The sequence below is a fragment of the Streptomyces sp. NPDC020958 genome, from assembly GCF_055562175.1.
On sequence record NZ_JBVHFU010000003.1, the window covers coordinates 489259 to 514048 of the forward strand.

The following is a 24790-nucleotide window of genomic DNA, read 5'->3' on the forward strand; positions in this document are numbered from 1 at the left end:
CCGTTCGTCTCGGGCCGTCCCCCGGGTCGTGCACATCCCAACCCCCTGTGAACCTTGGGAGACGGCACCGTGACCCAGCAGTCAGTGGAGCCCAGGACCACGGCGGACGACGCGGGAGAAGGCACCCGCGTCCCCGCCGGACGCTCCTGGCTCGACCGTTACTTTCACATATCCGCAAGAGGCTCCTCCGTCGCGCGTGAAGTGCGCGGCGGCGTCACCACCTTCATGGCGATGGCGTACATCCTGCTGCTCAACCCGCTGATCCTGTCCGGCAAGGACGCCGCCGGGGACACCCTCGGACAGAAGGCGCTGATCACCGCGACGGCGTTCGCGGCGGCCTTCACCACGCTCCTGATGGGCTTCGCCGGCAAGGTGCCGCTCGCGCTGGCCGCCGGCCTGTCCGTGTCCGGCGTGCTGTCCTCGCAGGTCGCCCCGCAGCTGACCTGGCCGCAGGCGATGGGCATGTGCGTGATGTACGGCGTGGTCATCATGCTTCTGGTCGTCACCGGCCTCCGTGAGATGATCATGAACGCGATCCCGCTCGCGCTCAAGCACGGCATCACCATGGGCATCGGCCTGTTCATCGCCCTGATCGGCTTCTACAAGTCCGGCTTCGTGCACCAGGGCAGGGCCACCCCGGTCACCCTGGGCCCGGCGGGCGAACTCGCCGGCTGGCCGGTGCTGCTCTTCGCCGGCACCCTGCTGCTGATCTTCGTCCTCCAGGCCCGGAACACGCCCGGAGCCATCCTGATCGGCATCGTCACCGGCACCGTCGTGGCCGCCGTGCTGAACGGCCTCGGGGTCATCGATCCCCAGCAGTGGGCCGGCGGCGCCGCCCCCGCGTTGCACGGTTCGGCCGTCTCCCTGCCGGACTTCTCGCTCTTCGGGCACGTCGAGTTCGGCGGCTGGGGCAAGGTCGGCGCGATGACGGTCGCGCTGATCGTCTTCACACTGGTGCTGGCCGGGTTCTTCGACGCGATGGCCACCATCATCGGCGTCGGCACGGAGGCGGAACTGGCCGACGACAGGGGCCGGATGCCGGGTCTGTCCAAGGCGCTGTTCATCGACGGCGCGGGCGGCGCGATCGGCGGGCTGGCCGGGGGCTCCGGCCAGACCGTCTTCATCGAGTCGGCCACCGGCGTCGGCGAGGGCGCCAGGACCGGTCTCGCCTCCGTCGTCACGGGCCTGTTCTTCGCGGCCTGTCTCTTCTTCACGCCGCTCACCGCGATCGTCCCGCAGGAGGTCGCCTCCGCCGCCCTGGTGGTCATCGGCGCCATGATGCTGATGAACGCCCGGCACGTGGACTGGGCCGACCGGGCCACCGCCGTCCCGGTGTTCCTGACGGTCGTCCTGATGCCCTTCACCTACACCATCACCACCGGCGTGGCCGCGGGCGTGATCTCGTACACCGCCATCAAGGCGGCGCAGGGCAGGGCCCGTGAGGTCGGGGCGTTCATGTGGGGCCTGACCGTCGTCTTCCTCGTCTACTTCGCCCTCCATCCGATCGAGAGCTGGCTGGGCGTCCACTGAGCCGTTGCTCCCGCCCGCCGCGCAACCGCCGTTCAAGGAGACCGAGACATGCTGGACATCGCCGAGGAGCTGAACCGGTGGGTGGCCGACGGCCGTGACTTCGCCGTGGCCACGGTGGTGGCGGTCGGGGGCAGCGCGCCGCGCCGGCCCGGGGCCGCGCTCGCGGTGGACGCCGACGGCACCGCCGTGGGCTCGGTCTCCGGGGGGTGCGTGGAGGGCGCCGTGTACGAGCTGTGCCGGCAGGCGCTGGAGGACGGGGAAACCGTCCTCGAACGCTTCGGGTACAGCGACGCGGACGCCTTCGCCGTCGGCCTGACCTGCGGGGGAGTCATCGACATCCTGGTGACCCCGGTCCGGGCGGACGATCCCGTCCGGCCGTTGGTGGCCGCCGCGCTGGCCGCCGCCGCCCGCGGGGAGGCGGCGGCGGTCGCGCGGATCGTCACCGGGCCGCAGGAGCTGGCGGGCCGGGCCCTGCTGGTGGCCGCCGACGGCTCCTGGGACGGCGGCTTCGGCGCCCACCCGGAACTGGACCGCACGGTGGCCGCCGAGGCCGGTGCCTTCCTGGACGCCGGCCGCACCGGCACCCTGGAGATCGGAGAGCAGGGCTCACGCTGCGGAGCGCCGCTCACGGTACTGGTGGAGTCGTCCGTCCCGCCGCCCCGGATGATCGTCTTCGGGGCGATCGACTTCGCCTCGGCGCTGGTGCGCGTCGGCAAGTTCCTCGGCCACCACGTGACGGTGTGCGACGCGCGCCCCGTGTTCGCCACGAAGGCCCGGTTCCCGGACGCGGACGAGATCGTCGTCGACTGGCCCCACAGGTACCTGGAGCGGACCCGGACCGACGGCCGTACCGTCCTGTGCGTCCTCACCCACGACGCCAAGTTCGACGTCCCGCTGCTCCGGCTCGCGCTCCGCCTCCCGGTGGCCTACGTCGGCGCGATGGGCTCCCGCCGCACCCACCTGGACCGCACGGCCCGGCTGCGCGAGGTCGGCGTCACCGAACTGGAGCTGGCCCGCCTCAGGTCCCCCATCGGCCTCGACCTCGGCGCCCGCACCCCCGAGGAGACCGCCCTGTCCATCGCCGCCGAGATCGTCGCCGCCCGCCGGGGCGGCACCGGCGTCCCCCTGACCGGCGCCCACACCCCGATCCACCACGACACGACCTCGACGCCGCCCCCCGCGCGGCGGATCGGTTCGGTGGCCTAGCTCTCCCCCTGCTGGGCCACCGGGTGGGCTCCCCCGGTGGCGCCCGGTCCGTTTCCCCCGATCAGCCGAACCGGTCCGGGCGCCAGGGGACGATGGAAGCGCCTTCGCGGCCGTCGTACAGCGTCAAATGACGCATTCGGCAGAGGGAGTTCCGTTCCGATGCGCCGGCGGTGCAAGCGGGTCCTGGATCGGGCGGGCGTTCACTCCTCGGCCCAGCGTCGTAACCCCGCCAGGTCGAGTACGACCGTCCGGCCCCGGCCGGTCGCCACCAGGCCCTCCCGCTGCATCGCCCGCAGACAGCGCACCACGGACTCCCGGGACGCCCCCGTGGCGGAGGCCAGTTCCCGCTGGTTGACCTGGACGGCGACGGCACCCGGCAGCGCCTCGGAGGCGGCCGAGCCGTACTGGACCGCGAGTTTCACCAGCAGCCCGGCGACCCGGGCCCGGGTGGTACGGGCGCCCTGCTCGGCGCGCAGCCCGTCGGAGTCCCGCAACCGGCCCACCACACTGCGCAGCACCGCGAGGCACAGCGCCGGGTCCCGCTCCAGCAGCCGCAGGAAGGCGTCCCCCGCGACCACCACACCCGCCGAGCGGCGCATCGCGGTGACCGTGGCGCCCCGGGGCCGGCCGTCGATGCAGGCGAGTTCGCCGAGGAGTTCACCGGGGCCGCGCAGGGCGAGCAGACTGGTGTAGCCGTTCGCCGAGTCGACCGTCGCCTTGACCAGCCCGCCGGTGAGCAGGACGACGGAGTCGGCCGGGTCGCCCTCCCGCATCAGCACCTCGCCGCGCACCCAGCCGCGCGGGTGCCCGGCCTCCCGTATCAGCTTGACCTCCCCGGGCGAGAAGAGCGCCACCTCCGAGCCTCCCGGCCGCGTCGACCCACGGTGACCGTTCGCCACCGGAGAGCCACTGTCCATCGTGCGGCCGGGATCTGCCAAGGGGGCGGCGATCGCCTGGCGTCGGCTTCGGCTACGGGGTGCGCAGCAACGTGTTGAGTGTCCGGCCGAACACCGCGCGGGACGTGCGGCGCACCAGCGGGTCGAGGGCCGACGGCAGGCCCCGGACGCGCAACTCCTCGTGCCAGAGCACCCGGGTACGCCCGCCGGGGCCCGGCCGCACCTCCAACTCGGCCCACCCCAGCACGACCCGGCCGTGTTTGACCAGGCGGCACCGGCCGGAGCCGCCCTCCTGCGGCGGCTCCCAGACGGTCACCTCCATCGGATCGTCGAACGACAGCGGCCCGAGGCCCGAGCGGGCCACGAAGACGGTGCCCTGGTGGGTCGGGGGATCGGTGAGCACGGTGATCCGGGTCAGCGGGACCGCGCCGGCGTGCCGAGGCCACTCGGTGAGCCGGCGCCACGCCTCGTCGATCGGCAGCGGAACCGTCCGCTGGAGGAGGAAATTGACCACGGCACGATCGTAGGGAACGGGCGACCGTGAAGGGGCCGACCACCGAGTGTTCACATGAGCTGCAGAATCGTCCCGCCGGGCGGGCGGGGGACTCGTCCCCGGCTCCGGGGTGTGACCATGGACGGAGGGGGGACCGACCTCACCCCCCGGAGGACTCCCCATGCGCTACCGGGACCGCACCCAGGCGGGACGCGAACTCGCCGCCGCGCTGCGGGAGGTGCGGGACGAGGGCGCCCTGCCGGAGCCGATCGTGCTGGCCCTGCCCCGGGGCGGCGTCGCCGTCGCCGTTCAGGTCGCGCGGGAGCTGTCGGCGCCGCTGGACGTGCTCGTCGTACGCAAGATCGGTGCCCCGCACCACGAGGAGTTCGGCGTCGGCGCGATCGCCGGGGACGAGCCGCCGCTCCTCGACCGGGCGACGCTGGCCCGGCTGGGCCTGAGCGCGCAGGCGCTGGCCCCCGTGGTGGAGCGGGAGCGGCAGGAACTGCGCCGGCGCGAGCGCCGGTACCGGGAGGGCCGCCCGCCGCCCGCACTGCGCGGCCGTACCGTGATCGTCGTGGACGACGGCCTGGCCACCGGTTCCACCGCCCGCGCCGCCCTGCGCCACGTACGGGGGCAGGGGCCCGCCCGGACCGTGCTGGCCGTCCCCGTCGGCGCGCCCGACTCCCTCGACGCGCTCGCCGCCGACGCCGACCTGGTGGTCTGCCCGTTCCGGCCGGCCGTGTTCAGCTCGGTGGGCCAGTGGTACGACGACTTCGAGCAGCTGACGGACGCCGACGTGCTGGACGCCTTGCGCGGGGCCTGACGGGAGCGGTTGAGCGCGGGCGCCGTGGCACAGCGCTGGATACGATATGGGCAGGTACGGGTAAGTAAGGGCAGGTTCGAGAAGGTTCGGGACGTCACGGGGTGATGTGTGATGGCGACGCACATCGCGGGCTACGAGGTCCAGGGCGAGATCGGACGCGGCGGCATGGCCGTCGTCTACCGCGCCAGGGACCTGCGTCTGGACCGCACCGTCGCCCTGAAGCTGCTCGCCCCGGAGATGGCCCGCAACGACACCTTCCGCCGCCGTTTCACCCATGAGTCCCGGGTCGCGGCGGCCCTGGACCACCCGCACATCGTGCCGATCTTCGAGGCCGGTGAGACGGACGGGGTGCTGTACATCGCCATGCGGTACGTGTCCGGCCCGGATCTGCGCGCGCTGCTGGACAGGGAGGGGGTGCTGCCGGTGGCCGCGACCCTGCGCATCGCCGGACAGGTGGCCTCCGCGCTGGACGCGGCCCATCAGCACGACCTGGTGCACCGGGACGTGAAGCCGGGCAACGTCCTGGTGGCGCAGGGCACCGACAGCGACCACCCCGAGCACGTGTACCTCACCGACTTCGGGCTGACCAAGAAGTCGCTGTCCCTGACGGGGTTCACGACGGTCGGCGAGTTCGTCGGAACGCTGGACTACGTGGCGCCGGAACAGATCTCGGGCCGTCCCGTGGACGGGCGGTGCGATCTCTACAGCCTGGCCTGCGTGGTCTTCGAGATGCTGGCGGGCGGGCCGCCGTTCGTACGGGACGAGGACATCGCGCTGCTGTGGGCGCACCAGTACGACCTTCCACCCGCGCTGAGCGAGGTGCGGGCGGGGCTGCCGACGGCGTTCGACGACGTGTTCGCCAAGGCGCTGGCCAAGACCCCCGAGGACCGCTACGGCTCCTGCCTGGAGTTCATCGGCGCGCTGCGGCTCGCCGCGTACGGCGACGGACCGGTCGCGCCGAACCCGGCGGACCGCTCCGCCGACACGTCCCCCACGATCGGCCGGCCCACCACCGCGCCCCCGGCCCCACCGACCTGGGCCCGCCCGGTCCTCACCCCCCACCCCGCCGACTGACCCCTGCGGGGAATCCGCCTCAGTCCTCCGGCAGGAACTGTTCGGCCCAGACCGTCTTGCCGGTGCTGGCGTGGCGGGTGCCCCAGCGCTGGGACAGCTGGCCGACGAGCAGGAGGCCACGGCCGCCCTCGTCGTAGGTGTGGGCGCGCCGCATGTGCGGTGCGGTGCTGCTGGAGTCGAAGACCTCGCAGGTGAGGGCGTGGTCGTCGTGGATGAGCCGGAGCCGGACCGGCGGGCGGCCGTACCGGAACGCGTTGGTGACCAGTTCGCTGACGATGAGCTCGGTGATGAACGCGGCGTCCTCCAGCCCCCAGGTGACCAGCTGGTCGGTGGCCCGCTTGCGGGCCTCGGCGACCGCGGCGAGCTCGAAGGGCAGCTCCCAGGTGGCCACCCGGTCCGCGTGCAGGGCACGGGTGCGGGCGACGAGCAGGGCGATGTCGTCGTCGGGGCGGTGCGTGAGCATGGACGTCAGGACCCGGTCGCAGACGGTGTCCAGGCTCTGCGCGGGGCGGGCGAGCGCGGCGAACATCTTGTCCAGGGCGTCGTCGATGTCGTGGTCGCGGGGTTCCAGCAGACCGTTGGTGTAGAGCGCGATCACACTGCCCTCGGGCAGCTCCGTCCCGAACGACTCGAAGGGCAGCCCACCGAGGCCCAGCGGGGGACCGGCGGGGACGTCGAGGAAGGTCACGGCGCCCTCGGTGACCACGGCGGGCGGCGGATGGCCGGCGCGGGCGACGTCGAGGCGCCGGGTGACCGGGTCGTACACGCCGTACAGGCAGGTCGTGCCCACGCCGCCGGCCGCCTCCGCACCGTCGCTGTCGGCCTCCTCGGCGGACAGGTGGACGACCAGGTCGTCGAGGTGGCTGAGGAGTTCGTCGGGCGGCAGGTCGACGTCGGCCAGCGTCCGGACCGCCGTACGCACCCGGCCCATGGTGGCGGCGGCCCGGATGCCGTGTCCGACGACGTCGCCGACGACCAGCGCGACCCTGGTGCCGGACAGCGGGATGACGTCGAACCAGTCGCCGCCCACCCCGGCCTGGCTGACCGAGGGCAGATAGCGGGTGGCGATGTCCAGGGCGGACTGCGCGGGCAGCGTGTGCGGCAGCAGACTGCGTTGCAGGGTCATCGTGGTGGTGTGCTGCCGTTCGGTGCGGGCGGTGCCGTGGATGCTGGTGGCCGCCCGGGCCGCCAGCTGCTCGGCGATCCACAGGTCGTCGGCGTCGAACGGCTCGGTCCACCGGTTCCGGCCGAACAGCGCCACGCCGAACGTGACACCGACCGCGGTGAGCGGCACCGCGAGCAGCGAGTGCGCCCCGCTCTCCCGGATCCACGCGGCGGCGCCCGGGTCCTCCCGCGCCCAGCGGCCCACCACCTCGTCGTGCCCCGCGTACACCGCGCCCCGTCCGTCGGCCAGGCACCGGCCCGAGGGTGACCAGGGCGGGCAGCGCAGCACCTCGCCCGAGGGGTGCGGCGGCGGTGGCGCGTCGGGCACCGAGCGGACGGCCGCCCGGCGCAGCGTCGGGCCGCCGGCCGGGGGTCCCCCGTCCCGGCCGGGGGGCCGGTGCGCGAGCCCGGTCGAGCGCGGCGGCGTGTCCAGCAGGTCGACGGCGCACACGTCGGCGAAGGCGGGCACGGCGACGTCGGCCAGCTCCCGCGCGGTGCGCTGCACGTCGGGGGTGGTGCCGATGCGTGTTCCGGCGTCGCTCAGCAGCAGCATCCGCTGCCGTACCAGCTGCTCGGACGGGTCGGAGTGGGCCGTCAGGGCCACTGCCCGCACCCGTCCGCCCGGGTCCGTCAGCGGGACGATCCGGGCGTGCCAGTCGCGCGCCGGATCGGCCGGGTCCAGGTGCAGGTGGACGTCCTGCGGGGCGCCGCCGTCCAGGATCCGCCGCATCCTCGCCTCGGCCTCGGCGCTGCCCTCGTACGGTGCGATGTCCGTCAGCCGCAGCCCGCGCATCGTCCCCTCGGCCAGGGACAGCGCCCGCTGCATCCCCGCGCTGGCCCGTACCAGCCGCAGCCCCGCGTCGAAGACGGCGGCGACGCACGGGGACTGGTGGAAGGCCCATTCCCCCAGTTCCTGACCGGCGGTCGGCGGCAGCCCGGTGACGGCGGACACCACCAGCCACTCCGTGCCGCCCAGCGGTTCGCCGACGGGCCTGCGGTGGACCAGTACGTCGTGGTCCAGCCGGTGCCCGTCGTGGTGGCGCAGGGCCGCGGTGCCGCTCCAGCGCGGCCCCGCGGCGGCCTCCCGCCAGGTCTCCCCGTCCGGTTCGGCGAGCAGTTCGGTCGCCTTGTGCCCCAGGATCTCGGCGGCCGGATAGCCCAGCAGCGCCCCGGCACCGTCGCTCCATCCGGTCACGACACCCCGCTCGTCGACCGTGACCGCGGCGGTGCGGCCCCCCTGGGGTACGGCGTGGGTCCCCGCCGGGCTGCTGGGAGAGGTGGGAGGTCGTTCCATCGCCGCTCATCCTTCGCGGAACCTGCACGGCCGCTTCTCCTCCCCAGGATGATCCCGGTCGGCACGGAGCACCAATCCGCTGCGGTCCCGGTCACCGCACACCGGATGCCTGTGACACGCCTGTGACGGTCGGCGGACACCGTCATGACGTCGCCTTGTGAGGGTTTTCTAAACGGACAAAACTCACTTATCGGTTTTGTGGAGGAACTCCTCATGAGCGTCGCCGTCACCGAGCACACCGAGACCGCCGCCGTCGCGCTGGCCCCGCGTGAGCGCGAGACGCTCCGGCACATCGCCGCGGGCCGCACCTACCTCCAGGCGGCCCGCCAGATGGGCCTGTCCCGGCACACGGTCGACGCCTACCTCCGCCGGATCCGCGCCAAGCTCGACATCAGCACCACCGCCGAGCTGACCCGGCTGGCCGTCTCCCTCGGTCTGTGATCCCGCTCCGCCCGACAGATCCGCCTCCGGCGTGACAGCGTGGGAGCAGCGGCGGTCATGGCGTTCCTGGAGGCGGAGATGACGGTGAACGGGCTGGGACTGGTGGTGCACGGGGGCCGTGCGGAGGCGGTGGACGCGGCCCGTGCGGTACGGGCGTGGGCCGAGGAGCGCGACGTGCGGTGCACCGACATCGACGTGTGGCACGACGGCGGACGGCACAGCTCCGGCGAGGAGGTCGCGGCCGCCGGCGACCCCGATCTGATCGTCACCCTCGGCGGCGACGGCACCTTCCTGCGCGGCGCCCGGCTCGCCGCCCGCAACGACGCGCTGGTCCTCGGCGTCGACCTGGGCCGGGTCGGCTTCCTGACCGACGTGCCGGTCCGCTCGGTCACCGAGGCGCTGGACGCGGTGCACGAGGACCGGTTCGACGTCGACAGCCGGCTGCTGCTCACCATGCGCTCCTCCCGCAGGCTCGAAGTGCCCGCCCGGATGGGGGACCTGATGCAGTACGGCCGGGGACCGCTGCTGCCGCCGCCCCAGGTGCGCACCGACTGCGAACAGGACCCCGACTGGGGCGTCCCGCTGCACATCACCGCCGTCAACGACGTCGTCCTGGAGAAACTGTCCCGGGACCGCCAGGTGTCGGTGGGCGTGTACATCTCCGGGCGCCTGCTCGCCTCGTACTCCGCCGACGCGCTGCTGGTGGCCACCTCCACCGGTTCGACCGCGTACAGCTTCGCCGCCGGCGGACCCGTCGTCTCGCCCCGCGCGGAGGCGCTCGTGTTCACCCCGGTCGCCCCGCACATGGCGTTCGACCGCTCCGTCGTCACCGCCCCCGACGAGGCGGTCGGCCTGCGCGTCCTGGAACGCTCGGGACCGGCCGCGGTCAGCGTCGACGGGCAGGTGCGGGGCGTGGTGGAGCCGGGTGACTGGATCGGCGTGTACGCCGCCCCGAAGCGGCTGCGGGTGGTGCGGCTGGCGCCCATGGACTTCTACGGCCGGCTGCGCGAGCGCATGAACCTGACCGACGCGCCCGCCGCGGTCGCCGACGGCACCCCGGCCCCCCTGTGGTCGCTGACCGCGCCCCCGCCGGGCGACCTCGCCCACCTCTCCTTCCCGCTCCTCGCCGAGCAGCGCGCCCAGGCGGACGCGGCGTGCGCCGACGGGCAGGACGCCGTCCCCGCACCGCAGGAGCCGTCCCTCCCGGGGTCCGCGGGGGACGCCGACCGCCCGTGACCGCCGTCCCCGTGGTGCGCGCGGGGGCGGGTCAGTCCCCGGGGCGCACCACGGGGATGCCGAGGGCGACCGGGCCGGTCTTGCAGGAGTCGTGGCAGTCCTTCTCCAGGCTGCAGCACAGCGAGCAGATCGGCCCCGAGTGGAACGGGCAGCCCGCCACGTCCGGCCGCTCGAACCCGGTGGCGCACACCGTGCAGGTCAGCACGGCCGCCGACGGCAGCCCGTCGGCGCCGAGCAGCGGCTCGGCGAGGTCGTCGACGCGGGCGATGTAGTACCTGCCCTGGGTCAGCACCGCGAACAGCGGCGAGAGCACCATCGCCAGGAACAGCGCGACGAACGGCGAGTACGCCTTGGCGTACGCGCCGAAGGCGTCGAAGTACGCGGCGATCGAGACCGCCGACGCGATCAGCATCGAGCCGAAGCCGACCGGGTTGAAGCGGTGCAGATGGGCCCGCTTGAACTCGATGTACGACGGGCTCAGCCCCAGCGGCTTGTTGATGACCAGGTCGGCCACGACCGCGCCGATCCAGGCGATCGCCACGTTGGAGTAGAAGCCGAGCACGGTGTTCAGGAAGCCGAAGACGCCCGCCTCCATCAGGGCCAGCGCGATGCCCACGTTGAGGAAGATGTAGACCACGCGGCCCGGGTGACGGTGGGTCAGCCGGGAGAAGAAGTTCGACCAGGACAGCGAACCGGAGTACGCGTTCGTCGAGTTGATCTTCACCTGGGAGAGGATCACGAAGAAGGTGGCGAGGCCCAGCGCGATCGGCGCCGCGAACGTCCCGAAGCCGTGCACGTACTGCTGGATCGGCTCGTTCGCCTTGGCCAGGCCCACGCTGCCCGCAATGGAGAAGGCGAGGAACGCCCCGCCGATCTGCTTCGCCGCGCCGAGCACCACCCAGCCGGGACCGGCGGAGAGCACCGCCGCCCACCACTTCTTCCCGTTCTCCGGCGTCCGGTCCGGCATGAACCGCAGGTAGTCGACCTGCTCACCGATCTGCGCGATCAGCGACAGCGCCACCCCGGCGCCCGCGCCCACGCCGAGCGCGCTGATGCCCGACCCGGTGGGGGAGTCGCCCGCGAAGTGCGTGAACTGCGAGAACTTCCCCGGATCCTGGACCGCGACGGACACGAACGGTGCGACCATCAGCACCAGCCACACCGGCTGGGTCCACACCTGCATCCTCGACAGCGCGGTCATGCCGTAGACGACCAGCGGCAGGACGACGAGCGAGCAGATCAGGTAGCCCACCGCGAGCGGGATGTGCAGGCCCAGTTCCAGGGCCTGCGCCATGATCGAGCCTTCGAGGGCGAAGAAGATGAAGGTGAAGCTGGCGTAGATGACCGAGGTCAGCGTCGACCCGAGGTAGCCGAAGCCCGCGCCCCGGGTCAACAGGTCCATGTCGATGGAGTACTTGGCCGAGTAGTAGGAGATCGGCACACCGGTCAGGAAGATGACCACCGCGGCCGTCAGGATCGCGACCATCGCGCTGGAGAAGCCGTTGGAGACGGCGATCGAGCCGCCGATCGCGAAGTCCGCGAGATAGGCGATGCCGCCCAGCGCGGTCGTCGCCACCACGTAGGGGCTCCAGCGGCGGAAGGACTTCGGCGCGTAGCGCAGCGAGTAGTCCTCCAGCGTGTCGTTCTTCGCCCAGGCGCCGTAGGTCCGTGTGCCGTCCGTGCGTTGGCCGTCCGTCCGGCCCTCCGCCGCGGCGGGCGGCGTCTCCTTGCCGACGATCTCCGTCACGACTCTTCCCTCTCTCGTCCCCGGTCGTTTGCAGGGAAGAGTCGCGGGGCGCTGTTTCCCGGGCGTTGCACCGGCTTTAAAAGACCGGCCCTTGAGGGCCTTTCGCCCGGCAACTCCCTCTCGCTCGGCGCGGGTTCACCAGCCGGTGAGCAGCAGGTGGTTCAGCAGCAGCGCGAGCACCGCCTGGGCCAGGAGCCAGCCCCGCATCCGCGGCAGGAACGCGGCGGCGGCCGACAGCCACACCGCGAACGGCAGCCAGATCCGCTCCGTCTCCGCCTTGCTCATCCCGGACAGGTCCGCGATCAGCAGCGCGAGCAGGGCCACGCCCACGAGAAGGGCGAGGCGCAGCTCGGGGCCGGGCGCGGGGCGCCGCCGGGCCAGGACCGCACCGGCCCGGCGCAGCCCCGCCACCGCCGCCGGACCGGTGACGAGCACCGTGCAGGCCAGGTTCGCCCACACCCAGTAGCCGTACGGCCGGATCCGGCCGATGCCCTGGTAGTAGCGGGTCACCAGCAGCCGGTAGCCCTGCCACCAGTCGAACCCGGCGAGCGTGAACAGGCACGGCACGACGGCCGCCCCCGCCACCAGCAGTGCCACGAGGACCGGCCGCGCCCGCACCCCCCTGCGGCCGAGCAGCAGCACCACCGCCAGGAGCAGCGCGAAGAGCGCCAGACCGTACGACAGGTAGCAGGTCAGGCCGTAGAGCAGTCCCGCGCCCACCGCCCACCCCGGGGACCGCCCGGTCACCGCGAGCGCGAGGAGCGCGACCGCCCAGGCGGCGACCGCCGCGAAGTAGCCGTCGGCCGAGACGCCCACCCACACCGCGGCCGGGGTCGCCACCAGGAAGGGTGCGGCCCGCCGGGCGAGCCGCTCCTCCGTGAGCGCCCGCACCGCCACCAGAACCGCGACGCAGGCCGTGGACCCGACGGTGACGCACCAGGCGCCCGCCCAGCCGCCGCCGTGCAGCCCCGCCCGGTCCAGCAGGACGAACGTGAGGGTCGCCGCCGGGGGATGCCCGGCGACGTGCACGGGCCAGGGTGCCGCGGTGCCGTCGACGATGTGCCGGCTGAAGTCCCGCAGGGCCGCCGGTATGTCGTGGAAGCGCCCTACGGCGGTGAGGTACTCGTTCGGCCTGGTGAGCCGGCCCGCCACGCCCCGCTGCCAGCCGTCGACCAGCGCCAGGGACCACGTCCAGGCCAGCGAGCAGCCCCAGGCCGCGCCGAGCAGGCCGCGCCACGGCAGCCGGACCGCGAGGGCCGGCCCGTACGCCACCACGGCGGCCCCGACGAGCACGGCGGCCGGGGTGCCCGGTCCCAGGTGCGGGTCCCAGTCGGCGAACAGCGGCGGCCAGTGCACGAACAGGACGCGGTAGGTGTCCTGGAGGTGCCGGCCGACCAGGACGGCGGCGAGCACGAGCAGGGCGGCGGCGAGGACGGCGGCCGGATCGGCGTACCGGCCGCGAAGAGGGGTGCGGGTCACACCGGAACGCTAGGGCAGCGACCGGGTGACGCCGTGGATCAGTGGGCCGACGTCAGACTTTCGTCATGGGCCGGTTCCCCGTTGCGGGCGTGGTCCCGGCCTACGGTCGGAGCATGCGAGACGACGATCCCCGGCTCCCCACCTCACCCCGCTTCTGGCGCAGCCCGCTGCGGGGCACCTGGTTCACCTCGGTACTCGGTCTGGTGCTGCTCGCCGGTGTCACCGTGCTGTTCGTGACCGGACTGGTGTCGTACGCCGCGTACAACCCGGACCTGGCCCCGGTGAACGACCAGACCCCGGACAAGGGACTCCTCGGCTTCTACCTGTTCTCCTGGCCGACGAACCCGTACTGGCTGTACCGGCTCACCCAGGGCCTGCACGTCACCCTCGGGATCACGCTGATCCCGGTCCTGCTCGCCAAGCTGTGGTCCGTGGTGCCGAAGCTGTTCGCGCTGCCCCCGGCCCGCTCCCTCACCCACGCCCTGGAGCGCCTCTCGCTGCTGCTGCTCGTCGGCGGCGGCCTGTTCGAGTTCGTCACCGGAGTCCTCAACGTCCAGCTCGACTACGTCTTCCCGGGTTCCTTCTACCCCCTGCACTTCTACGGCGCCTGGGTGTTCTTCGCCGCGTTCCTGGCCCATGCGGCGCTGAAGACCCCGAAGGCCCTGCGGGCGGTCCGCGGGCGGGGCACCGAGGAGCACCTGCCCCAGCCGGCGGCGGTGCCGGCGGACGAGGGCGAACTGGCGTCCCCCCTGCCGGACCCGCCGACCGTGGACCGGCGGGGCGCGTTGTGGTTCGTCGGGGGCGGGTCGCTGCTCCTGCTCGTCACGACGGCCGGGCAGAGCATCGGGGGCGCGTGGCGGCGCACCGCCCTGCTCGCCCCGCACGGCTGGGCCGACCCCGGCGGCGGCCCGAACGGCTTCCAGATCAACAAGACGGCCGGGTACGCCGGCATCGACCCGAGACAGACCGCGGAGGGGACCTGGCGGCTCGTCGTCACGGGGCGGGGCGGACGGACGGTCCGCCTCAGCCGCGCCGAACTCCTGCGGCTTCCCCAGCACAGCGCCGCGCTGCCCATCGCCTGCGTGGAGGGCTGGTCGACCGCCGACCAGTGGTGGCGCGGGGTGCGGCTGCGCGACCTCGCCGCCCTCGTCGGCCACGACGGCGACCCGCCGGACGTCCTCGTCGAGTCCCTCCAGTCGCACGGCGCCTTCCGCCGCGGGGCGCTGCGCGCCAACCAGGTCGCCGACCCGCGCTCCCTGCTCGCGCTGCGGGTCAACGGCGAGGACCTGTCCTTGGACCACGGCTACCCGGCCCGAGTGATCGTGCCGGCCGCTCCCGGTGTGCTCAACACCAAGTGGGTGGCCCGGCTGACCTTCGGGGAGCTGTGATGCGCCCCCGTCTCGTCGTCGGCAGCCCGTTCCAGCTCCTCCTGCTGGTCTGCTCGTTCGCGCTCGCCGCGTATGCCGGCGTACGGCTGCTGGCCGGGGACTGGTTCGGGGTGGCGCTGTGGATCGTGGGCGCCGCCCTGCTGCACGACCTGGTGCTGCTGCCGCTCTACGCGCTGGCCGACCGGGCGGTGGTACGGGGTCTGGGCGCCGCGGGCCGGCGGGAGCGGACGATGTACGTCCGGGTTCCCGCTGCGCTCTCCGGGCTGCTCCTGCTGGTGTGGTTCCCGCTGATCAGCGGGACGGTGGCCGGTTCCTACCGGTCGGCCACCGGCCTGTCCACGGACGGCTTCGCGGCCCGCTGGCTGCTGATCACCGCCGTGCTCTTCGGCGGCTCGGCGCTGCTCCTGGTGGTGCGGCTGCGCAGGCAGACGAAGCGGCGTCCGCCGGCCGTCCACTGACCGGCCGGCGCCCAGCCCCGGGCGTACCGCAGCAGGGCCGGGGTGCCGAGCCGTGCCCAGAGGAAGGGCTCCCCGACGGCTCCCCGGGCGTCGGTGAGGTGGACAAGGGCGCGTTCGTCGACGTCCACGGGCACGGTCTCGGCGATCAACAGGCCGCCGGGCGCCAGGAGTTGACCGACACGGTCCAGGAGCAGGGCGGGGTCGCCGCCGATCCCGACGTTGCCGTCCATGAGCAGCACGGTGCCCCAGCGGCCCTCGCCGGGCAGCGGCTGGAAGACCGAGCGGCGCAGGGCCTGGCCGCCGAGGTGCACGGTGTGGTCGACGGCGGCCGTGCTGACGTCGACACCGAGGACGGTACGTCCCCGGGCGGCGAGTTCGGCGACGAGCCGTCCGGGGCCGCAGCCGACGTCCAGGACGGCACCCTCGCAGCGGTCCAGTACCGCACGGTCCACCGGGTCGGCCCGGGCGCACCAGCGCTCGACCTCCAGGGGCAGCAGCCAGCCGTCGGTACGGCGCAGGTACAGCGGGCCGCGCCCGGCGCGCAGGGCGGCCGCGTAGGGATCGGCGCCGGTCCAGGCGACGGGCGGCGAGGTGGTCACCGGCGGCCCGTACCGCTGTGCGCCGTGCACCGGGCCAGCCGGGCGGCGAACCGGCCGTGCGGGACCAGGGCCGCGACCGCCGTGGCGTCGGCGGCGGTGTCCACGTCCCGCAGCCGCGGCAGGTCCCGCACGCGCAGCCCGGCGGCGACGAGCCGCCGCCGCTGGACCTCACCCGTCCGCGGGGTGGACATCGGCACCCCGAGCAGCAGCCCGGGGTCCGGGTCGGCCAGCCCCAGCGCCCAGAACCCACCGTCCTCGGCGGGACCGAAGTACGCGTCGCACCCCGTGAAGTCCACCGCGAGCAGGTCCGGGGTGACCTGCGGGGTGTCCATGCCGATGAGCAGGGTGGGGCCGGCGCAGTGGGCGAAGGCGTCGGCGAGACGCGCGTCGAGACCGCCCGCGCACTGCGGCACGACGTCGAAGCCGGGCGGCAGCCAGGGTCCCGGGCTGCCGTCGAGGGCGAGGACCCTGCGGGTGGCAGGGGTCCCGGCGACGGCGTGCAGCGTGTCGGCGAGGGAGGCCTCGGCGAGCGCGGCGGCCTGCTCGGGCGAGAAGGGCGGGGTGAGCCGCGTCTTGACCCTGCCGGGGCGGGGTTCCTTGGCGATGACGAGGAGGGTGGTCATGGGGGTTCCCTGGATACGGCGCGGTGGGCTGGAAAGGGGGGCGGCCCGGCGAGGGCGCCGAACCGCGTCGGTGTGCGGCTCGCCTGGTGGGCGCGATCAGTCCCCCTCCGCGCCCCGGGGCCGGGGCGGTTCGTTCAGCACCCGGCTCATGTCCCGCACCGCCTGCCACGTGCCGCGCCAGGTCCCGGTCACCTTGGACCGGCCGGTGCGCGGCAGGTAGGCCACGTCGTGCTCGGTGACCCGCCAGCCCGCGTCGGCAGCCCGCACCACCATCTGCAACGGGTAACCGCTGCGCCGGTCGTCGAGGGACAGGGACAGCAGCGGTTCCCGGCGCGCCGCCCGCAGCGGCCCCAGGTCGTGCAGGCGCAGCCCGGTCCGGCGCCGCAGCATCCGCGCCAGCGCCAGGTTGCCCGCGCGGGCGTGCGCCGGCCAGGCGCCGCGCTCCTGCGGACGCCGTCGGCCGAGCACCAGGTCGGCCCGCCCGTCGGCGACTTCCCGCACGAACGGCACGAGGAGGCCCGGGTCGAGGGACGCGTCGCAGTCGCAGAAGCAGACGATGTCGGCGCTCGCCGCGGTCAGCCCCGCGTGGCAGGCCGCGCCGAAGCCGCGCCGCGCCTCGCGCACGACGGTCGCCCCGAGCGCCCGCGCGATGTCCGCCGAGCCGTCGGTGGAACCGTTGTCCACCACGAGGGCCCGCCAGCCCGCGGGGATCCGGCCGAGCACCCAGGGCAGCGCCTGGGCTTCGTTCAGACAGGGGAGGACGACGTCCACGTCCGTCGACGATGAGGTGGGTGAGGTGGTCACGGTGTCACCCTACGAACGCGAACCGGACATACCGGACCCAGGACCCTTACGAAACGCGGACGTCGTGCCCGTCGCCGTCGTCGGGCGCGACACCCGCGCGGGCCCGGTGCGAGGGTGGAGGCATGCAACAGCCGTACGAGCTCACCGAGGCCGGTACCACCACCGGGGCCGCCCGGATCCTGGTGGTCGACGACGATCCCACCGTCGCCGAGGTCGTCGCCGGGTACCTCGACCGCGCCGGCCACCTCGTGGACCGCGCGGGCGACGGCCCCACCGCCCTGACCCGGGCCGCGGCCCACTGGCCCGACCTGGTGGTGCTCGACCTGATGCTGCCCGGCATGGACGGCCTGGAGGTCTGCCGGCGGCTGCGCGACCGGGCCCCCGTCCCGGTCATCATGCTCACCGCGCGCGGCGACGAGGACGACCGCATCATGGGCCTGGAGGTCGGCGCCGACGACTACGTCACCAAGCCCTTCAGCCCCCGCGAACTCGTGCTGCGGGTCGAGTCGGTGCTGCGCCGCAGCCACCCCGCGTCCACCGCGCACCCCCTGACGGCCGCCGGGCTCACCCTCGACACCGGCGCCCGCCGCGCCACCAAGAACGGCACCGAACTCGCCCTCACCCTGCGCGAGTTCGACCTCCTCGCGTTCTTCCTGCGGCACCCGGGCCGGGCGTACGGCAGGGAGGACCTGATGCAGGCGGTGTGGGGCTGGGACTTCGGCGACCTGTCCACGGTCACCGTCCATGTCCGGCGGCTGCGCGCCAAGGTGGAGGACGATCCGGCCCGGCCGCGCCTGATCCGGACGGTGTGGGGCGTCGGCTACCGCTTCGAACCGGGCGGAACGCAGGAAGGGGCCTGAGATGCGCGACACCCTCCTCATCGCCCTGTACGCCTTCGCGGGCGCCGCCGCCACCGGGCTGCTCGGCGCGGCGGCGTTGCGCCTGCTGCGCCGCCGCTCGCTCACCGCGTCCCTCGCGGTGGTCGCCGCCGTCGGCGTGGTCGCGATGCTCGCCGGGACCCTGGCCGTGGCCTGGGCGATGTTCCTCTCCTCGCACGACCTGTCGGTGGTGACCACGGTCGTCGCGATGGCGGCCGCCGTGTCGCTCGCGACGGCGCTGGTCCTGGGCCGCTGGGTCGTCGCACGCAGCCGTGAACTCGCGCTCGCGGCCCGGTCGTTCGGCGAACACGGCGACTTCGCCGAACCCGAGGTCCCGGCCACCGCGGAACTCGCCGCGGTGAGCCGCGAACTGGCGGCCACCAGCGCGAAGCTCGCCGAGTCCCGGGAGCGCGAACGCGCGTTGGAGACCTCGCGCCGGGAGCTGGTCGCCTGGATCTCGCACGACCTGCGCACCCCGCTCGCCGGACTGCGCGCCATGTCCGAAGCACTGGAGGACGGTGTCGCCGCCGACCCGGACCGCTATCTCAAGCAGATCCGCACCGAGGTCGAACGCCTCAACGACATGGTCGGCGACCTCTTCGAACTCTCCCGCATCCACGCCGGGGCGCTGTCGCTGAGCCCGAGCCGGATGTCGCTGTACGACCTCGTCGGCGACGCCCTCGCGGGCGCCGACCCGCTCGCCCGTGAGCACGGCGTACGGCTGGTCGGCGACCGGGTGGAACCGGTGCCGGTCGAGGTGGACGGCAAGGAGATGAGCCGGGTGCTGGGCAACCTCCTGGTGAACGCGATCCGCCGGACACCCCCGGACGGCACGGTCGCGGTCGCCGCCGAACGCGGTCCCGACGGTGTCGTCCTGTCCGTCACCGACGGCTGCGGCGGCATCCCCGAGGACGACCTGCCCCGGGTCTTCGACACCGGCTGGCGCGGCAGCCACGCGCGTACGCCCCCGGCGGGCGCGGGCCTCGGTCTCGCCATCGTCCGGGGGATCGTGGAGGCCCACCGGGGCACGGCCACCGTGCACAACATCCCCGGCGGCTGCCGCTTCGAGGTGGTGCTGCCCACCACCGCTTCCTGATCGCGGGCAGCACCACCGGTCCATTCGGGACTACGCGTCCCGCATCCCGGCCCGCGCGAACTCCGCCATGCCGTCCGCGAACCCGACCTCCGGCTTCCAGCCCAGCTCGGCCCGCAGCCGCGCCGAGTCGGCCGTGATGTGCCGCACGTCGCCGAGCCGGTACTCGCCGGTGACCACCGGCATCGGGCCGCCGTGGGCCTCGGCCAGCGCACGGGCCATCTCCCCGACGGTGTGCGGCTCCCCGCTGCCGGTGTTGTACACGGTCAGCGCGCCCGTCGCCGACCGCGCCTCGAGGGCCGTCGCGTTGGCGGCGGCCACGTCCCGGACGTGCACGAAGTCCCGGCGCTGCCCTCCGTCCTCGTACACCCGGGGGGCCTCGCCGCGGGCGAGCGCCGACCGGAAGAAGGAGGCGACGCCCGCGTAGGGGGTGTCCCGGGGCATCCGGGGGCCGTACACGTTGTGGTAGCGCAGCGACACCGCCGAGCCGCCCGTCGCCCGCGCCCAGGCGGCGGCCAGGTGCTCCTGGGCCAGTTTGGTGGTGGCGTACACGTTGCGCGGGTCGACCGGGGCGTCCTCGCCGACCAGCCCGGGGGACAGGTCGGCGCCGCACACCGGGCAGGCCGGCTCGAACCGGCCGGCGTCCAGATCGGCGACGGCACGCGGGCCGGGCCGCACGACGCCGTGCCGCCGGCACTCGTACCGGCCCTCCCCGTACACCACCATCGAACCGGCCAGCACCAGGTGCCGTACGCCCGCGTCGGCCATCGCGGCGAGCAGCACCGCCGTGCCGAGGTCGTTGTGGGACACGTACTCGGCCGCGTCCCCGAAGCCGGTCCCGAGTCCGACCATGGCGGCCTGGTGGCAGACGGCGTCCACGCCCGCCAGCGCCCGCCCGACCGCCATCGGGTCGCGGACGTCGGCCCCGGGTCCGTGCCGCACGTCGAACACCACCGCCTCGTGTCCGCGCGCCTCCAACGCCTCGACCACATGGGACCCGATGAACCCGGCACCGCCGGTGACCAGTACACGCATACGGCCACGCTAGGTCCGCCCGGCCCTCGGGCCACGCGCCCACGCCCTCAGGTCACCACTTCGTAAGACACGCACCGGGCCCCCGGGCCCGTCACCGGGAAGTCCGTCCGGGGCGTCCGGGGTGTTCGGGGCGCCGAAGGGGGGCGGGCGGCCTCCGCGGCTCTCCGGAGCACGGCCGTGTCCAGGGCGCCGCGCACCTCCTGCGGGAGCCATCCGCAGCGCGGCCACTGGACGACGTGTTCCGCGATCTCGCGCAGCCTGGTGTCGGTGTGCCGAGAGACCTCCCGCAGGATCTCCCAGGCCGTGTCGGCCCCCACCCGGGCGTACGCGACGACGACGCCCATCGCCTGGCCCACCCCGGCCGCTTCGCGGTCCGCTACCGAGCGGCCTACGGCACCAGCCCCGCGACCACCCTCCGGGGCTGACCCGGGAGGCACGGATGCGCCGGGCGCCCGCCTGCGAGACGGTGTCGGCAGCGGCACGAGCCAGGGCAAAGGACGATGCACCATGGAATACCTCGTCACCATGACCACCCACGTCCCGCAGGGCACCCCTCCGGAGGCGGTGGACGACATCCGCGCCCGGGAGGCCGCCCACTCCCGCGGGCTCGCCGCGGCAGGCCTGCTGCTGCGGCTGTGGCGGCCACCGCTGGAACCCGGCGAGTGGCGCACCCTCGGCCTGTTCGCCGCGCCGGACGCGGAGCGCCTGGAGGAGGTCCTCGCCGCCATGCCGCTGCGCGTCTGGCGCAGCGACGAGGTCACGCCCCTCACCCCGCACCCGAACGATCCGCACCCGAACGACCCGCACCCGGACGACCCGGGTCCGGCACCGGCCTCGACACCGGCACCGGGAAAGGAGTTCCTGGTCACCTTCGCCCCGGACGGCCCGGTCTCCCAGGCGCTCGCCGCCGCGGCCCCGGCGGAGGCGGCCCGGGCGAAGGAACTGGCACGGGACGGCCACCTGGTGCGGCTGTGGCGGACCTCCGCCGACCGGGCGCTCGGCCTGTGGCGGGCCCGCGGCGCCGCCGAACTGCGGACCCTCCTGGACTCGCTGCCGCAGGCGCCGTGGCTCACCACGACGACGACGCCGCTGAGCGAACACCCCAACGATCCCGCGCTCGACCCGCCCCGAGGCTGACGTCCGGATCCGGGTTCGTGACGGGCGGCACGCGCAGGCCGGGACTCAGTCCTCACCCCTGACGATGTTCCCCTCGGCGCCGGTGTGCGCGGCCGGTGAGGCGCTCTCGTCGGCCACCGCCGCGACGCACGTACGCACCCTCTTGCGCGGGAGGCGACGCGCCTTGGCCCAGCCGGTCTGCGTCACTCGGAGGGACTGCTTCTCGTCGGTTCGCCTGGTCACGGCGTCTCATCTTCTTCCTCTGCGTTGCCTGTTCCGCCGGGTTGCCCCCTGCCCCGCGACCAAACACCGGCCACCGCGGTCGCCTGCGCCCAGCGAGCCGAGGACCGGAGCGATGGTGCGGCCCTGCCGTTGATGTACGGGGCCCGGCACACCGCCGGGGTGACTCCTCCTCCGCCGGGGCGGAGACGGCGCTTCCAGCCGAGGACCCGGTCGTGGCAGAGCCCACGGTCAGTACGTGGTCGTGCTCGGCCCTCTCCTGCTGTTCGCGGAACCGCCGGTGGTAGAGGTACTGTCCGCGGCCCCCGGCCCGCGGCATCGGTGTCGGTCGCCTGGATGTGCCCGTTGGGGGCGGTACAGATCCAGACGTCCGTCCAGGCCGGCGGGATCACCAGGTCCCTGATCCGCTCCCGCTGTGCCGGGTCGGCGGGTGAATCCCGGGGCGCGCGGGTCGCTCGTGCTCAGGCGCATGGCCGGTCCGTTCTCAGGCCCATGGCCGGTCCCGACGCCTGCTGTCGCGGCTCGCGCGGCACAGCAGCCGTGCCCCCAGGAGCAGGGTCAGCGGCCACACCGCCGCGAAGCACCACAGCACCACCGGGTCCGAGGTGCGGATGCCCACGACCGCCAGGACCACCGAGGCCACCGTCGACAGGGCGACGACGGACCGCAGCCAGAACCGGGCCGGCGGCTCGCCGCTGCCGCGCCGCATCCGCCGTGCGAAACGACGGTCGCGTCGCAGCTCCGCCTCGATCCGCAACCAGGCGAGCCGCTCCACCAGCGAAAGCCGAACGTCGTTCGAAGGACCCGTGCTCTCCGCCACGATGACGGAACCTCCCTGTGCCTGCCTGTGCCTGCCTGTGCCTGCGGACATGACGGCACCCGTGCCCAAGCCGCGGCAGGTGATGCCGGCAGGCGAGTGCCCGCATTCCGGCGGCCGATGCCCCCTCCGCAGGGCTCTCCCGGCGCCGCCGGCCGGATGCCGCCCGCGGCCGCGGGCGGTCGGGCCTGTCCGGGGCTCAGCGGCCGAGGGCCTTCCGCAGCTGCTCCTTGGTCATCGAGGAACGGCCGTGGACGTCGCGCTTCTTGGCCTCTTCGTACAGCTGGTCCCTGGTCGGGCCCTGGGCGCCGCTGTGCGAGCGCTCCCCGCCGCGCTGGGAGGCGGACTTGGGGTCACGGGTGGAGGTCCTGCTCGCGCTCTTCGCCTCGCCGGACCGGGCGCGCTCCTTGTTGACGGTCCGGGCGGCGATCTCCTCGGCCCGCCCGGTGGACTCGCCCCGGTCCTGGGCGCTCTTCTTGATGTGCTCGTACTGTCGTTCCCGCTTGGGACTCGATCCGGCAGGCATCACGCTTCTCCCTTCGCGCTGTCGTCGCCGTCCGCCTCACTGCGGACGCGTCGACGTCCCGAGTTCCCCGAAGCTTCCGTCCGACCCGCGCGGACCGGTGGTTGTCTCGGCCCAGGCGAGGTACCGGGGGTCCATGAGTTTCGTTCGCTTCACCGCTGGTGAGCTGCGTGCGGTCGGCCGTTCGGTCCGCAGGTCGGTGACCGAGCGCGGCCCGGAGCGGGAGACGGCGGTGCAGTCGCTGAAGGCGGCGGCCGCCGGGATCCTCGCCTGGGCACTGGCCGGCTGGTGGTGGCACGCCCCGTTCGCCCTGCTCGCGCCCTGGACCGCCCTCTTCCTCGTCCAGGACACCGTCTACCGTTCCCTCGTCTCGGCGTTGCAGCAGTTCGCCGTGGTCGTGCTGGGCACCCTGCTGGCCGCCCTCGCGGGGATCGTCACCGGCGACACCCTGGCCGCGCTCGCCCTCGCCCTGCCGGCGACGGTCCTCCTGGGCACGTACGCCCGTTTCGGTGCCCAGGGTCTCTACGCCCCCACCGCCGCCCTCTTCGTCATCGCCTACGGCACCTACGGGCCGATGGACATCGTCCACCGGCTGCTGGAGACCGCCCTCGGCGCCACGGTGGGCCTGAGCGTCAACGCCCTCGTGCTGCCCCCCGTCCACGACCGCCGGGTCCGCCGGCTGCGGCACCAGCTGGCCGCCGAGAGCGCGCGGCTGCTCACCGATGCCGCGGACCGGCTGGCCGAGAGGGAGGCGGCGGACGAGCCGGACGACTGGGACGACCGGGCGCGCTGGCTGGGCGACGTCCTCACCGATCTGCGGGCGGCCCGCCGCTGGTCCGACGAAAGCCTCCGGCTCAACCCCCTGCGTCGGCTGCGGCACCACCCGGACCGCGAACCGGCGGTCTCACCGCCGCCCGCCGTGGCGGACACCGCGTGGTACGACATCACCGACCGGCTGCTCGCCCTGATGCGCTCCCTCCTGGACGTCGAGACGCACCCGGGGGCCATCCCGCCGGACGCCCTCGATCCGCTCCTCGCCTTCCTGCGCGGCGCCGCCCGCGCGGTGGGGCCCCGAGGAGAGCAGGGCCCGGACGACGGCGAGCCGGCCGGGCTCGACGCCGCACGCCGGGCCCACCGGGAACTCGACGAGCGCCTCGCCTCACCAGGCGCCCTCGACCCCGAACAGGCATCGCTGCTCAGCGCCTCCGGACACCTGCTCGCGGCTCTGGAACGGGCCTGCTCCGACGCCGCCGTCAGCCGGTGAGCAACACCTTCCCCACGGCCGTGATCCGCAGCTCCTCCAGGGTGCTCATCTGCTGTTCGGCCCGTGCGAGCAGCCCGTCGAGCTCCCCCTCGTCGAGGCGGTCGTCGGCCTCGGCCAGGGACCGCAGGGTGCGCCAGCCGAGCTCCTTGCCCTTGACCCCCAGCCGCAGGAACTCGAGTTCGACGACCAGTGTCAGAGGGGACGGCCGCACGAGGCGCCCGTTGCTCTTGAGCCGCCCGAGCCGCTCGGCCACACCGGCCGTCGCCAGCTTGTACCGGCGTGCCGGTATGCCGAGGGCGCGCATGATGCGCAGCAGACTCGTACGGTCCTCGGTGATCTCGCCCGCGAGGTTCCGCAGCGGTTCCGCGAACGGCGGGTCACTGTGCGACCTGGCCATGAACTGGGCGCGTCCGGTCCCGACGGTGGCGCCGGCGAGGTGGTCGTTGAGGTAGATCCCGAGCAGGTCCGTGCGGACCCGGTGGGTCCCCGGGCGGGTCCCCGGCATCGATGTCGTCATGGCTCGCTGCCTCGCTTCCTGCCGCCCGCACGATGCGACGGCCCCGCACGAG

The 24790-nt window shown here is 74.0% G+C and carries 25 protein-coding genes and 1 pseudogene; 11 read left to right on the plus strand and 15 right to left on the minus strand.

The annotated features are described in order from the left end of the window. The first annotated feature begins 69 nt into the window (after nt 1–69). Nucleotides 70–1530, plus strand: a complete 1461-nt coding sequence (locus tag ACZ3KP_RS12425) for an NCS2 family permease (protein WP_467498767.1) — start codon at nt 70–72, stop codon at nt 1528–1530. A gap of 48 nt (nt 1531–1578) precedes the next feature. Further along, nucleotides 1579–2736, plus strand: a complete 1158-nt coding sequence (locus tag ACZ3KP_RS12430; RefSeq protein WP_467498769.1) for an XdhC family protein — start codon at nt 1579–1581, stop codon at nt 2734–2736. Between the two features lie 200 nt (nt 2737–2936). Here the strand turns inward: ACZ3KP_RS12430 and ACZ3KP_RS12435 are convergent, their stop codons facing one another. Further along, nucleotides 2937–3590, minus strand: coding sequence for a Crp/Fnr family transcriptional regulator (locus ACZ3KP_RS12435; RefSeq protein WP_358976422.1), 654 nt, complete (start codon nt 3588–3590; stop codon nt 2937–2939). 115 nt (nt 3591–3705) lie between these two features. Continuing rightward, complete coding sequence (locus ACZ3KP_RS12440) at nt 3706–4146, minus strand: SRPBCC family protein (protein WP_467498771.1); 441 nt, start codon at nt 4144–4146, stop codon at nt 3706–3708. 160 nt (nt 4147–4306) lie between these two features. On the opposite strand from ACZ3KP_RS12440, the gene ACZ3KP_RS12445 reads away from it, so the two are divergent. Beyond that, entirely contained in the window at nt 4307–4948 is a 642-nt protein-coding gene (locus tag ACZ3KP_RS12445) for a phosphoribosyltransferase (RefSeq protein WP_467498773.1), read from the plus strand. A 111-nt stretch (nt 4949–5059) separates the two neighbouring features. Further along, nucleotides 5060–6022 carry a serine/threonine-protein kinase gene (locus ACZ3KP_RS12450; protein WP_467498775.1) on the plus strand — a complete coding sequence of 321 codons (963 nt, stop codon included), beginning with the start codon at nt 5060–5062 and terminating at the stop codon, nt 6020–6022. Between the two features lie 19 nt (nt 6023–6041). On the opposite strand, the gene ACZ3KP_RS12455 is transcribed toward ACZ3KP_RS12450, so the two are convergent. Continuing rightward, nucleotides 6042–8480, minus strand: a complete 2439-nt coding sequence (locus tag ACZ3KP_RS12455; protein ID WP_467498777.1) for a SpoIIE family protein phosphatase — start codon at nt 8478–8480, stop codon at nt 6042–6044. Between the two features lie 213 nt (nt 8481–8693). Between ACZ3KP_RS12455 and ACZ3KP_RS12460 the strand changes: the two genes are divergently transcribed. Together ACZ3KP_RS12460 and ACZ3KP_RS12465 are read left to right on the plus strand one after the other, a co-directional pair. After that, complete coding sequence (locus tag ACZ3KP_RS12460; protein WP_132889999.1) at nt 8694–8921, plus strand: response regulator transcription factor; 228 nt, start codon at nt 8694–8696, stop codon at nt 8919–8921. Between the two features lie 78 nt (nt 8922–8999). After that, nucleotides 9000–10157: an NAD(+)/NADH kinase gene (locus ACZ3KP_RS12465; protein ID WP_467499250.1), complete on the plus strand. Its 1158-nt coding sequence runs from the start codon at nt 9000–9002 to the stop codon at nt 10155–10157. 31 nt (nt 10158–10188) lie between these two features. Here the strand turns inward: ACZ3KP_RS12465 and ACZ3KP_RS12470 are convergent, their stop codons facing one another. Continuing rightward, complete coding sequence (locus tag ACZ3KP_RS12470; RefSeq protein ID WP_467498779.1) at nt 10189–11904, minus strand: purine-cytosine permease family protein; 1716 nt, start codon at nt 11902–11904, stop codon at nt 10189–10191. 135 nt (nt 11905–12039) lie between these two features. Continuing rightward, nucleotides 12040–13383: a hypothetical protein gene (locus tag ACZ3KP_RS12475; RefSeq protein WP_467498781.1), complete on the minus strand. Its 1344-nt coding sequence runs from the start codon at nt 13381–13383 to the stop codon at nt 12040–12042. Between the two features lie 113 nt (nt 13384–13496). Between ACZ3KP_RS12475 and ACZ3KP_RS12480 the strand changes: the two genes are divergently transcribed. After that, on the plus strand, nt 13497–14771 hold the full coding sequence (locus tag ACZ3KP_RS12480) for a molybdopterin-dependent oxidoreductase (protein ID WP_467498783.1): 1275 nt from the start codon (nt 13497–13499) through the stop codon (nt 14769–14771). Between the two features lie 313 nt (nt 14772–15084). Here the strand turns inward: ACZ3KP_RS12480 and ACZ3KP_RS12485 are convergent, their stop codons facing one another. The 3 genes from ACZ3KP_RS12485 to ACZ3KP_RS12495 all read right to left on the minus strand — a co-directional run bounded on the left by ACZ3KP_RS12485 (nt 15085) and on the right by ACZ3KP_RS12495 (nt 17255). Beyond that, the gene (locus ACZ3KP_RS12485; protein WP_467498785.1) at nt 15085–15828 is read right to left on the minus strand and encodes a class I SAM-dependent methyltransferase; all 744 of its coding nucleotides are present in this window, start codon (nt 15826–15828) and stop codon (nt 15085–15087) included. Continuing rightward, nucleotides 15825–16451, minus strand: coding sequence for a TIGR04282 family arsenosugar biosynthesis glycosyltransferase (locus ACZ3KP_RS12490; RefSeq protein WP_467498787.1), 627 nt, complete (start codon nt 16449–16451; stop codon nt 15825–15827). The genes ACZ3KP_RS12485 and ACZ3KP_RS12490 overlap by 4 nt, the downstream gene beginning before the upstream one ends. Nucleotides 16452–16547: 96 nt before the next feature. Next, complete coding sequence (locus ACZ3KP_RS12495; RefSeq protein ID WP_358976448.1) at nt 16548–17255, minus strand: glycosyltransferase family 2 protein; 708 nt, start codon at nt 17253–17255, stop codon at nt 16548–16550. Between the two features lie 122 nt (nt 17256–17377). On the opposite strand from ACZ3KP_RS12495, the gene ACZ3KP_RS12500 reads away from it, so the two are divergent. Further along, entirely contained in the window at nt 17378–18115 is a 738-nt protein-coding gene (locus ACZ3KP_RS12500; RefSeq protein WP_467498789.1) for a response regulator transcription factor, read from the plus strand. A 1-nt stretch (nt 18116) separates the two neighbouring features. Beyond that, entirely contained in the window at nt 18117–19229 is a 1113-nt protein-coding gene (locus tag ACZ3KP_RS12505; protein ID WP_132889991.1) for a sensor histidine kinase, read from the plus strand. A 30-nt stretch (nt 19230–19259) separates the two neighbouring features. Here the strand turns inward: ACZ3KP_RS12505 and ACZ3KP_RS12510 are convergent, their stop codons facing one another. Both ACZ3KP_RS12510 and ACZ3KP_RS12515 read right to left on the minus strand, forming a co-directional pair. Next, the gene (locus ACZ3KP_RS12510; RefSeq protein ID WP_467498791.1) at nt 19260–20261 is read right to left on the minus strand and encodes an NAD-dependent epimerase/dehydratase family protein; all 1002 of its coding nucleotides are present in this window, start codon (nt 20259–20261) and stop codon (nt 19260–19262) included. 47 nt (nt 20262–20308) lie between these two features. Next, nucleotides 20309–20836, minus strand: coding sequence for an ANTAR domain-containing protein (locus tag ACZ3KP_RS12515; protein ID WP_467498793.1), 528 nt, complete (start codon nt 20834–20836; stop codon nt 20309–20311). On the opposite strand from ACZ3KP_RS12515, the gene ACZ3KP_RS12520 reads away from it, so the two are divergent. Further along, on the plus strand, nt 20769–21398 hold the full coding sequence (locus tag ACZ3KP_RS12520) for a muconolactone Delta-isomerase family protein (RefSeq protein ID WP_467498795.1): 630 nt from the start codon (nt 20769–20771) through the stop codon (nt 21396–21398). The genes ACZ3KP_RS12515 and ACZ3KP_RS12520 overlap by 68 nt on opposite strands. A gap of 45 nt (nt 21399–21443) precedes the next feature. Here ACZ3KP_RS12520 and ACZ3KP_RS12525 read toward each other — a convergent pair whose 3' ends face one another. The 4 genes and pseudogenes from ACZ3KP_RS12525 to ACZ3KP_RS12540 form a co-directional block, all read right to left on the minus strand. Continuing rightward, the gene (locus ACZ3KP_RS12525) at nt 21444–21620 is read right to left on the minus strand and encodes a hypothetical protein (protein ID WP_467498797.1); all 177 of its coding nucleotides are present in this window, start codon (nt 21618–21620) and stop codon (nt 21444–21446) included. A 214-nt stretch (nt 21621–21834) separates the two neighbouring features. Further along, nucleotides 21835–22042, minus strand: a pseudogene (locus ACZ3KP_RS12530) (DNA topoisomerase IB); the annotation flags it as partial. Nucleotides 22043–22101: 59 nt separating this feature from the next. Beyond that, nucleotides 22102–22437 carry a DUF3040 domain-containing protein gene (locus ACZ3KP_RS12535; protein WP_467498799.1) on the minus strand — a complete coding sequence of 112 codons (336 nt, stop codon included), beginning with the start codon at nt 22435–22437 and terminating at the stop codon, nt 22102–22104. Nucleotides 22438–22633: 196 nt separating this feature from the next. After that, the gene (locus tag ACZ3KP_RS12540; RefSeq protein WP_358976471.1) at nt 22634–22960 is read right to left on the minus strand and encodes a plasmid stabilization protein; all 327 of its coding nucleotides are present in this window, start codon (nt 22958–22960) and stop codon (nt 22634–22636) included. A gap of 133 nt (nt 22961–23093) precedes the next feature. Between ACZ3KP_RS12540 and ACZ3KP_RS12545 the strand changes: the two genes are divergently transcribed. Further along, nucleotides 23094–24221 (plus strand): FUSC family protein, encoded by a 1128-nt coding sequence (locus ACZ3KP_RS12545; protein ID WP_467498801.1) that lies wholly within the window; start codon nt 23094–23096, stop codon nt 24219–24221. On the opposite strand, the gene ACZ3KP_RS12550 is transcribed toward ACZ3KP_RS12545, so the two are convergent. Continuing rightward, entirely contained in the window at nt 24211–24738 is a 528-nt protein-coding gene (locus tag ACZ3KP_RS12550; RefSeq protein ID WP_467498803.1) for a hypothetical protein, read from the minus strand. The two genes, ACZ3KP_RS12545 and ACZ3KP_RS12550, sit on opposite strands and share 11 nt — an antisense overlap. Nucleotides 24739–24790 lie beyond the last annotated feature (52 nt).

Coding starts and splice junctions, on each gene's coding strand:
- ACZ3KP_RS12540 (WP_358976471.1), bottom strand. CDS start 22,960: ATGCCTGCCGGATCGAGTCCCAAGCGGGAACGACAGTACGAGCACATC.
- ACZ3KP_RS12520 (WP_467498795.1), top strand. CDS start 20,769: ATGGAATACCTCGTCACCATGACCACCCACGTCCCGCAGGGCACCCCT.
- ACZ3KP_RS12505 (WP_132889991.1), top strand. CDS start 18,117: ATGCGCGACACCCTCCTCATCGCCCTGTACGCCTTCGCGGGCGCCGCC.
- ACZ3KP_RS12515 (WP_467498793.1), bottom strand. CDS start 20,836: ATGTCGTCCACCGCCTCCGGAGGGGTGCCCTGCGGGACGTGGGTGGTC.
- ACZ3KP_RS12455 (WP_467498777.1), bottom strand. CDS start 8,480: ATGGAACGACCTCCCACCTCTCCCAGCAGCCCGGCGGGGACCCACGCC.
- ACZ3KP_RS12550 (WP_467498803.1), bottom strand. CDS start 24,738: ATGACGACATCGATGCCGGGGACCCGCCCGGGGACCCACCGGGTCCGC.
- ACZ3KP_RS12445 (WP_467498773.1), top strand. CDS start 4,307: ATGCGCTACCGGGACCGCACCCAGGCGGGACGCGAACTCGCCGCCGCG.
- ACZ3KP_RS12510 (WP_467498791.1), bottom strand. CDS start 20,261: ATGCGTGTACTGGTCACCGGCGGTGCCGGGTTCATCGGGTCCCATGTG.
- ACZ3KP_RS12430 (WP_467498769.1), top strand. CDS start 1,579: ATGCTGGACATCGCCGAGGAGCTGAACCGGTGGGTGGCCGACGGCCGT.
- ACZ3KP_RS12490 (WP_467498787.1), bottom strand. CDS start 16,451: ATGACCACCCTCCTCGTCATCGCCAAGGAACCCCGCCCCGGCAGGGTC.
- ACZ3KP_RS12450 (WP_467498775.1), top strand. CDS start 5,060: ATGGCGACGCACATCGCGGGCTACGAGGTCCAGGGCGAGATCGGACGC.
- ACZ3KP_RS12480 (WP_467498783.1), top strand. CDS start 13,497: ATGCGAGACGACGATCCCCGGCTCCCCACCTCACCCCGCTTCTGGCGC.
- ACZ3KP_RS12500 (WP_467498789.1), top strand. CDS start 17,378: ATGCAACAGCCGTACGAGCTCACCGAGGCCGGTACCACCACCGGGGCC.
- ACZ3KP_RS12545 (WP_467498801.1), top strand. CDS start 23,094: ATGAGTTTCGTTCGCTTCACCGCTGGTGAGCTGCGTGCGGTCGGCCGT.
- ACZ3KP_RS12465 (WP_467499250.1), top strand. CDS start 9,000: ATGACGGTGAACGGGCTGGGACTGGTGGTGCACGGGGGCCGTGCGGAG.
- ACZ3KP_RS12460 (WP_132889999.1), top strand. CDS start 8,694: ATGAGCGTCGCCGTCACCGAGCACACCGAGACCGCCGCCGTCGCGCTG.